The organism is Synechococcus sp. R5-15 (assembly GCF_047462035.1).
GTDB lineage: Bacteria > Cyanobacteriota > Cyanobacteriia > Thermostichales > Thermostichaceae > Thermostichus.
The window spans coordinates 1-8,507 of the sequence record NZ_JANSIK010000056.1 but is presented as its reverse complement, the minus strand read 5'-3'; the positions used below and the strand labels follow the sequence as shown (position 1 = coordinate 8,507).

The window sequence follows — 8,507 nt, the reverse complement described above, 5'->3', positions numbered from 1 at the left end:
GGGGTGTGGGTGTTGGAGTGGGCGTGGGTGTCGGAGTCGGTGTGGGTGTTGGAGGAAGCTAGCTTGCTCTACCCCCAAGAGAACCATTAGCAGGGCTGTGGAAACGGTGCCCAAGCTGCGACTAAAAAAGCAAAGCAATCTTTCCAGTTGACCAGGACGAAATGAAGACGGTTTTGAGGTCAGCATTCAACACTCCTCGGCTCTCTCAGCGCGTTCTCTGAGAACACAAAACCAGCTTGACCAAACTTGACTAAAACGAGTCAACCATCAATTATCTACCCTTACCGAAACCGTGTTGCTAAAGAGCAATGAGCCCGATGCTGAACGAACAACAGCTCTGTTGGTGATGATGGTGGGAAGAGCGGGAGTTTCAGGAGCAGGCACAAATGGAGTCGGCGTAGGTGCCGGCGGTAGGGGTACGGGAATGCGGAGGCGGCAGGGCTGATCCGATTGATTGCCTTCTGGGGCATAGCAAACGCGAATGAGATCTTCCACAAAGCGAAGCTGATTAAAACTAAGTTGATCCGCTTGTCGAATAATGTCCGTAATGATTTCCTCCAGGTCTCGGGCTGTTCTGGAAAGAGGTACGCTGACAAACAGAATATTCTCCAGATCCCTAACTTCGGGGGGAGCTAAGTTGGAGAAAGGTACTCTATCCCGCTCCCGCAGCAAGATGCGATAAAGGGCTTCGCTCCAAGGGGAAACATCCACGGCTGCGCTGAAAATAAATCCCCGCAGGGGTATAGACTGGCCGGACTGACGCCCTTGGCCCAATAGGTTGGACTGAACCGATACCAACTTCCCCGGCGGTTGAATAATCGATCCGGAAAAGGGAATGGTGAACCGCAAGTTGCCCTCTAAAGCAGCAGTTGACAGGGCAGGGAACAAAATGTCCCCTCTTGAGCTTAGGTTGAACAACTCAACCTTGTTGCCTCTTGAAAAAAGCGGCCCTCCTGGGCAAAGGGCGGCTGTTGAGCCTGGCGGGCAAAGCTGAGCAAAGGGATCCACCACCAACCCCAAAATGGCAGAGGCAAAGGCGGAGCCGGGATCCCTTGGCGGCGACCCCACAGTCGAGGGGCTGCTGGAGGTACCACCACCGCAACCTTTCAGGAAAACCGTTAGGGAACCTGTAAGCACTGCTGCCAGGACAAGCGCAGCCGGTTGCCAAAATCTTCTGGGTATACCGAGTCGTCGAAACATTTGCTTATCGCCTCGCTCTCGATTGGGGATGTTGTCAGCCTGCGGAATGACTCTAGCGGGATCCCACCGTGAGAACAGCGTCGCTGAATGGCGCCACAAAACGGCTGCCTTCTCTCTCAACTCTCAGCTCGCCACTGAGAAGATAAGAACCAGCAGATAGCGGAACATTGCTTTGCACCCTCATTTGCAGGCGGTGCTCCCCAATAGCAGCAGGGAATAAGTTGGCAAAGGGAGCTTCCAGCCCTTCAGAAAACCGTGCCAGCACAAAAGTCCCCTCAGTAGCTGCAGCCAGACGCTGTAACTCCAGAAGATTCAAATCGACCCCCAACCCAACCACATACACGGTGAGTTTTTGTCCTCGCTCTCTGGCCAAAGTTGTCAGCTCCTGAGTAGCTTGGTTGATGGAGCGGGTGCTTTCGTTGTCAATCCCATCGGTGAATACCACCAAGCGGCGGTTGAAACGCTCGGTGGACCGAAAGTCGCTCAAGAAACGCCCGGCTTCTACCGTGGCATCGTAAAGGGCGGTGTTCCCTCCGGGAACAGCACGCAAAACCCCTCGTCTCAGCAGCTCTCTGTCGCTGGTGAAGTCTTGCAACAGCTGAGCTGTGCGCAGGGGCTGCCCCAAAGCTGTAAGGCCAAAACCTGCCCCCCGGTTGTCAAAGCGCAGAATAGCGCCCAGATCCAGGGGTGCAGGGCGAAATTGATCCAGGAGCCGAAAAACAGCCAGGAAGCGCCGAGATTGGGGATCCAAGACCAACAGGCTGCCTGAGCCATCCATCAGCACTGCCATGAGCAAAGGCCGCTGAGCCAGATCCGACGGGGGGTTCTCGATCCGGGTGGGTGTCAGGGTCAAGGTTACCGGCTGCGGTATCCCTAGCAAATCGGTTACCCGGTTTACCTGCAGGCTGACCTGACTGGCAGAGAGCTGGGTTATTGGTTGGGGCGGATCCCCGCCTTGCAGGAGGGCGATGTTGAACTCCATTTCCCCTTGTGTGCCAGAAAAGGAGCGGGTCAGAGCCCCATTGAATGTCAGGCGAGCTTGGGATCCCACAGCAGACGGATCAATGCCTGTGCCGCCAGAAGAGCCACAGCCGGCAAGGCAGCTTCCCACGAGCACCAGGAGAAGCAGCCAACCAGCTTTTTGGCTTTTTACTTGACCGGGCTGTATTTTTACAGTCATTGCAGCTGCCAGTGCAAGCATAGTGGGGTGGCATGAAAGTACGGAGTTAGAATACCACCCAGTAATTCCGAAAGCTACTGTAGCGCTTGTGTAGGCGTAAAGATTTTTACTGCAGTTAGAGGATCTCGAGTTCATCTTTTTTCAATCTTTTTTCACAATGCGAGCACAGCGGGTCTCAGCTTTGAGCCTAGTAGGGCGGCTAAAGCCTGTCTGCTCCGAGAATTGCTTCGAGATAAAGACCCCTTTGTTTTGCCACTTGTGGCAAGCGTTCTCGCTGACCAATTGTCAAATAAGCCGGCGCTCTCCTCCGTGGCCTATAGTTCATAGCAGCTCATCAGTGCAGGTGTAAGCTCTAAAAGGATCCCCTGGGTGAGGAGGAGAACTGAACATGGCGGCAAAGCAACTCAAGTTCTATTGGAGCCCCCAACACCAGCTCTTTAGCTGCGATGGCGCCAAGTTGGAGGGGCACGGCTACATCCAAACCAACCCCTCCCATGACCTGGTTCACCTGCTCATTGCCGCCAACGGCAACATGCCCTGGCAGCCGGTGGAAAGCCGCGAGCAAACCTGCTTTGCCGAGTACAACGCGGTAATGCTGGAGCACCTGTTGGTCAACTGCTTCAACGCAGCGGTGCTGGGATCCCTGCCTGCCCAGCAGATCATCCCAGAGGCGCGGAAGTTCTTGCGGTGGTTTGTTTCAGAACATTACGCCCCTTTTCCGGTGTCTGAAGAAGAGGCTTTTCGTCGCTTTGCTGCGCACCTGGATATTGAGCGCATTGTGCGTTTGTTCCCCTATTTTTACAGTCTGCGGGCTTGGGAATGCTTCAGCCTCGATTACCGCGCCGAGACCTACGACCTGGAGTTCACCTCCGAGGATGATCCCGTTCGAGAGGCCCCGGAATGGGCGGCGGATCCCAACATTTTGGAGACTCAGGAGCTGGTGCGGCAAAAGCTCTCTGAGGCAGTAGCCGAGGCGGGCTCGATCCGGCCCAAACCGGAGCCCGTTTTCCCGCCAACTTCGTCAGCTTCTCCTCTGTCCGATCCCCCAGCCAAGACCAGGCAGAAAAAAACCGGACTCGGCTTCAAGCCTGCCCGTTGATGGATCCCCTCACCCCTTTCCCACAGGGAGAGGGGAAGACTAATCTGCGCCTTTCACTAGCCGACGAAAGGCCTTTTTGCCCACCTGCAAAATCCGCCCGGCCAGCTCCGAGGCATGGGCAAACTCCAGGTCGGGATCCTCCACCTTTTGCCCATCCAGCCGCACGGCGCCCCCTTGAATCTGCCGACGGGCCTCGGCGGCACTCTTGCACAGGCCACACTCACGCAGGATGTAGCTGAGTTTAACAGGGTAAGACAACCCATCGATGGCAAAGGTGGGGATGGATCCCGTTTCGGCAAGAATACCGTCTAGCACCAGGGCTTGGGCGGTGCGCTGGGCCTCTTCTGCCGCTGCAGGGGAGTGAAACTGGGCCACTAGGGTCTTGGCTAGGAGGATCTGCCGCTGGCGGGGATCCTGCGGCAGCTCGGCAAGGGGCACTGAGGTGAGCAACTCAAAGTAGCGCTCCACCAGGTGATCCGGCACCTTCTCCAGCTTGGAGTACATGGTGAGGGGATCCTCAGTCAGCCCCACGTAGTTGTTTTTGGACTTGGACATTTTCTGGTACCCGTCCAACCCCTCCAAAAGCGGCACCGTCACGCAGAACTGCGGCGCTTGGCCCTTCCAAATTTGCAGATCCCGACCGGTGAGCAGGTTAAAGCGCTGGTCGGTTCCCCCCAGTTCTACGTCGGCTGCCAGAGCCACCGAGTCGTAACCCTGCAAGAGGGGATAGAGAAATTCGTGCAAGTATACCGGCGTCCCGGCTTGGTAGCGCTGGGCAAAGTCTTCTTTGGCCAGCATCTGCCCCACCGTCATCTGGGCCTGGAGTTCGATCAGCTCGCTGAGAGTCAGGTGGGCCAGCCACTCGCTGTTGCGGCGCACCTCCAGCCGGCCAGGGGTCTCAAAATCCAAGATCTTGCCGGCCTGCTCCAAGTAGGTGCGGGCGTTTTCCTCCACTTCTGCTGGGGTGAGGCGGGGACGGGCCTCCGATTGGCCGGTGGGATCCCCGACCAGCGCCGTGAAGTCCCCGATGAGCAAAATAGCCACATGGCCCGCATCCTGGAACTGGCGCAACTTGCGCAACACCACTGAATGGCCCAGGTGTAGATCCGGTCGGGTGGGATCGATGCCCAGCTTCACCCGCAAGGGACGATTTGTTGTGGCCAGGCGCTCCGCCAGGGCAGCAGGCCCTCCCGGAAAGATCTCGGCCACCCCCCGCTCAACAATTTGGGCTATCAACGGATCCCGGTACGTTGGCGAAACTGAGGCTGACGATAAACTCAAATCCTGCTCCTCCGGCTGAACCCATGAGCCATTTTAAGCCCACGCAAATTAAGCCCACGCAAAAGATGGTCGGCTCTCAACTCGCTCCACCTAGCCCGGTTGGAGTTGTCGATGGGTGAGGTTGGCCATCCTGCCGGGCCGATAGACGCCGCCCTATAATGGGTCTGGCTTGTTGTTGCTTTGCAACACGGACGTGACAGGGTTTTTGACGTGACCTACGGTCGCAGACCATTGGCCCGCCGGGCGAGAAAGCCGGGGTTGGAGCGTGTCTCCAATTCCCCTTTTTCCGGATCGGGGTTTGACGAGCACGCCGACTATGCCCCACCCGCCCGCCCCTCCCGGATCGCCCAGGTTGCCGGTGTGGTGGGCAATCTGTTGCTGGGATCCCTGCTCTTGGGATCCACGGCGACGGCTGCCGGATTGGTGGGGTTGGCCATTAGCTTTCGCAACTTGCCGGATGTGCATCAACTGCGGGATTACGTGCCCATTGCCACCACCCACATTGTCGATATTCGGGGCGAGCCCATTGCCAGCCTACACGGGGAGGCCAACCGGGAAGTGATCTCCCTTGAACAGGTCTCGCCGGAGATGAAAAAGGCCTTGCTGGCCATTGAAGACAGCCACTTTTACACCCATCCAGGCATTAATCCGGTCAGCTTGGGCCGGGCGATCCTAGGCAGTGTGGAGGGGGGTATAGGCTCGGCGGGGGGGGGATCCACCCTGACAATGCAGTTGGTCAAGAACCTGTTTTTGAGGCCGGAGCGTACCCTCAGCCGTAAAGTCGCCGAGATCGTGTTGGCGGTGCGCCTAGAACAGGTCTTCAGCAAAGACGAGATCCTGGAGATGTACCTCAACCAGGTGTACTGGGGGCACAATCTCTACGGCATCCAGGCGGCAGCCCGCAGCTACTTCAACAAGGATGCGTCTGAACTGAACTTGGCTGAAGCGGCGATGTTGGCCGGGATCCTGCCGGCCCCGGAAACCCTCAGCCCCTTTCGCAACCTGGAGGGAGCCAAACGGCGGCAACACCTGGTGCTGGATCGTCTGGTGGAGCTGAAGTGGATTACCCCCGAGGAAGCCCAGGCGGCGCGGGAGCAAAAGCTGACCTTAGGCCGCATTACCTCCTTTCAAAGTAACGCCCCAGCAGTTACCGACGCCATTGAGGCGGAGCTGCGGCGCCGCTATGGAGAACAAGCTCTAATGCAAGGAGGTCTGCGGGTTCAGTCCACCATCGATCTGCGTCTGCAGCGCCTTGCCCAGCGCATTGTCAATGAAGATGGCCCCCGCATTGGGGCAGCTCGTCGTGCCGATCAAATGGCTTTGGCGGCAGTGGATCCCCGTACCGGCTATGTGAAAGCCATTGTGGGCGGGATCAACGCTCAGCGGGGCCAATTTAACCGCGCCACCCAGGCGTTTCGCCAAACGGGATCCACCTTTAAGCCCTATGTGTACTACGCGGCTCTGGCCAGCGGGCGCTATTCACCCGGCAGCATCTTGGAAGATACCCCCGTCACCTATCCCGGCTCGCCACCCTACAGCCCGAAAAACTACGACAACACCTTCTATGGCTCCCTCACCTTTGCTCGGGCTTTGGAGCTCTCCCGCAACGTGCCCACGGTCAAGTTGGCCGATGATGTCGGGATCCGCAACGTCATTGCAGCGGCTCAGGCCACCGGCATCAGTGCCGAGATGTTTCCCAACTTGGCTACAGCTCTGGGCTCGGCCAGCGTCAGCCCCCTGGAGATGGCGGCTAGCTATGCGGTGTTTGCCAACGGCGGATATCGGGTGGAGCCGACCCTCTTGGCCCAGGTGGTGGATCGCAACGGCCAAATCCTCTTCGAGGCCAGGCCCCAGCCGGAGCGGGTTTTGGATCCCTGGGCGGTGGCCACCCTCAACCAGATCCTCAAAGGGGTGGTGACCCAAGGCACCGGGAGGGCGGCTCGTCTGGACGATGGGCGACCCGTAGCTGGCAAAACCGGCACCACCTCTGATTTCCGCGACGCTTGGTTCATCGGCTATGTGCCGCAACTGTCTACCGCCATTTGGATCGGCAACGACAACAACTCCCCCATGCTGCCCGGCACCGCCGGCGGGGCTTTTGTTGCCCCCACCTGGAAGCGCTTTATGACCGAGGCTCTGCAAGGGATCCCACCTCAGGACTTCCCCAGCCCGCATCAGTTCCGTCGTCCCTAGGGGGGATCCATGACCTACAGCGAAGAGCGGCTGGCGCGTATCGAGCGCACGGTGGAGGCCAATGCCCAGGCCATCGCCCAACTGACCCGACAGAACCAAGAGGTGCTGCAAACCATTGCCGGCACCGAGGAGCGCATTGCCAGAGCCGAGGAACGCATTGCCAGAGCCGAGGAACGCATTGCTGGCGCCGAAGAACGTCTGGAGGCCGAGGTCAAACGCTGGGACGAGCGGTTTTTCCAGCTCAGCCGCGATACCCTCAACTTCACCCGCAATGTGGTTACCATTGCCGCCATCACGGCGGTTTTGATCCCCCTGCTCAGGGATGTCGCTCCCCTGCTGATTGAGCTGTTGCGGGAGGGATCCCGTTAGCGCTTTCCAGCCGGGACGATCTCGCTTTTCCGACCGCTGGCCAACGAGTGGTTGTCGGCCATTGGGCTGAGACAGCCGCGATTCCACCTCTCTGGGGTCGAGCAGGGTTCCAACCGGAATCGAGGTGTCCAAGGGATCCCAGCGCGTACTGATTCTGAGTTACACTAAAACTGCAAAGAAAGGTAACGCCTTTTTCTGGTTCTCCTGACCCTTCACCGCGTTCTTTCTTGCATTCCTTGCACAAGACACAGAGGACAGACGATTATGGCTTTTGAACTCCCGGCTCTGCCCTATCCTGCCGACGCGCTCAAGCCCTACATGTCGGCAGAAACCTTCTCCTACCACCACGGCAAGCACCACGCGGCCTACGTAGCCAACCTGAACAAGCTCATCGAGGGCACCGATCTGGCCAACAAGTCTCTGGAAGAAATCATCAAGGCCACCTTTGGGGATCCCAACAAAGCGGGTATCTTCAACAATGCTGCCCAAGTTTGGAATCACACCTTTTTCTGGGAATCCATGAAGCCAGGCGGGGGAGGTGCGCCTACCGGGCCTATTGCCGACAAGATCAACGCCGACTTTGGCGGCTATGACAAGTTTGCAGAAGCCTTCAAGACGGCAGCCGCCACCCAATTTGGCAGCGGTTGGGCCTGGCTGGTGCTGGACAACGGCACCCTGAAGGTCACCAAAACCCCCAATGCCGAAAACCCCCTGGTTTACGGCCAAACGCCCCTGCTCACTTTGGATGTGTGGGAGCACGCCTACTACCTGGATTACCAAAACCGGCGGCCTGACTTCATCAGCGCCTACCTGGAGCACCTGGTGAACTGGGATGCCGCCAATGCCCGGCTGGCTGCCGCCTGACTCCACCTGTTCTGGGATCCCTTGACGGGGGATCCCATCGAAGACTAGCCCTATGTCTCTGTTTGCGAAGGGATCCTTGGGGATCCCTTTTTTGCGCCTAGTCTTTCCCCAAGCGTTCTCGCTCCTCGCGCAACCGCTCCAGAAAGCCGGGGGTAGGGGGTTGGGTTGGAGGGGCTGCAAGGGGAGCAGGAGTTGGAGCAACCCGGTTCATCTGGGGGAACAGGGGTTGGTTGATGGGCGGCGGGGGGAGAGGCTTGGCCGGGACAGGGGCTGGAGAAGGTGGAGCAGGGGGAGGGGGTGTGGGCACGGCAACCGGTCGGG

At 58.5% G+C, this 8,507-nt stretch carries 8 protein-coding genes and 1 pseudogene; 4 read left to right on the top strand and 5 right to left on the bottom strand.

Annotated features, from left to right (window positions below):
- Positions 1–267: 267 nt before the first annotated feature.
- The 3 genes from NW839_RS05585 to NW839_RS05575 form a co-directional block, all read right to left on the bottom strand.
- Positions 268–849 (bottom strand): hypothetical protein, encoded by a 582-nt coding sequence (locus NW839_RS05585; protein ID WP_414380502.1) that lies wholly within the window; start codon positions 847–849, stop codon positions 268–270.
- Positions 850–905: 56 nt separating this feature from the next.
- The gene (locus NW839_RS05580; protein WP_414342843.1) at positions 906–1,094 is read right to left on the bottom strand and encodes a hypothetical protein; all 189 of its coding nucleotides are present in this window, start codon (positions 1,092–1,094) and stop codon (positions 906–908) included.
- A gap of 158 nt (positions 1,095–1,252) precedes the next feature.
- The gene (locus tag NW839_RS05575) at positions 1,253–2,311 is read right to left on the bottom strand and encodes a vWA domain-containing protein (protein ID WP_414350317.1); all 1,059 of its coding nucleotides are present in this window, start codon (positions 2,309–2,311) and stop codon (positions 1,253–1,255) included.
- Positions 2,312–2,768: 457 nt separating this feature from the next.
- Here NW839_RS05575 and NW839_RS05570 point away from each other — a divergent pair, with 457 nt between their 5' ends.
- Complete coding sequence (locus NW839_RS05570; RefSeq protein WP_414330718.1) at positions 2,769–3,479, top strand: hypothetical protein; 711 nt, start codon at positions 2,769–2,771, stop codon at positions 3,477–3,479.
- A gap of 39 nt (positions 3,480–3,518) precedes the next feature.
- Here the strand turns inward: NW839_RS05570 and tyrS are convergent, their stop codons facing one another.
- Positions 3,519–4,715 carry a tyrosine--tRNA ligase gene (gene tyrS, locus NW839_RS05565; protein WP_414380500.1) on the bottom strand — a complete coding sequence of 399 codons (1,197 nt, stop codon included), beginning with the start codon at positions 4,713–4,715 and terminating at the stop codon, positions 3,519–3,521.
- 255 nt (positions 4,716–4,970) lie between these two features.
- Between tyrS and NW839_RS05560 the strand changes: the two genes are divergently transcribed.
- The 3 genes from NW839_RS05560 to NW839_RS05550 all read left to right on the top strand — a co-directional run bounded on the left by NW839_RS05560 (position 4,971) and on the right by NW839_RS05550 (position 8,186).
- Positions 4,971–6,953, top strand: coding sequence for a transglycosylase domain-containing protein (locus NW839_RS05560; RefSeq protein WP_414350166.1), 1,983 nt, complete (start codon positions 4,971–4,973; stop codon positions 6,951–6,953).
- 9 nt (positions 6,954–6,962) lie between these two features.
- Positions 6,963–7,322 carry a hypothetical protein gene (locus NW839_RS05555; protein WP_011434073.1) on the top strand — a complete coding sequence of 120 codons (360 nt, stop codon included), beginning with the start codon at positions 6,963–6,965 and terminating at the stop codon, positions 7,320–7,322.
- A gap of 264 nt (positions 7,323–7,586) precedes the next feature.
- The gene (locus NW839_RS05550) at positions 7,587–8,186 is read left to right on the top strand and encodes a superoxide dismutase (RefSeq protein WP_414350168.1); all 600 of its coding nucleotides are present in this window, start codon (positions 7,587–7,589) and stop codon (positions 8,184–8,186) included.
- A gap of 97 nt (positions 8,187–8,283) precedes the next feature.
- On the opposite strand, the pseudogene NW839_RS05545 reads toward NW839_RS05550, so the two are convergent.
- Positions 8,284–8,507: pseudogene (locus tag NW839_RS05545) on the bottom strand (serine/threonine protein kinase); the annotation flags it as partial.

Coding starts and splice junctions, on each gene's coding strand:
- NW839_RS05555 (WP_011434073.1), top strand. CDS start 6,963: ATGACCTACAGCGAAGAGCGGCTGGCGCGTATCGAGCGCACGGTGGAG.
- NW839_RS05570 (WP_414330718.1), top strand. CDS start 2,769: ATGGCGGCAAAGCAACTCAAGTTCTATTGGAGCCCCCAACACCAGCTC.
- NW839_RS05550 (WP_414350168.1), top strand. CDS start 7,587: ATGGCTTTTGAACTCCCGGCTCTGCCCTATCCTGCCGACGCGCTCAAG.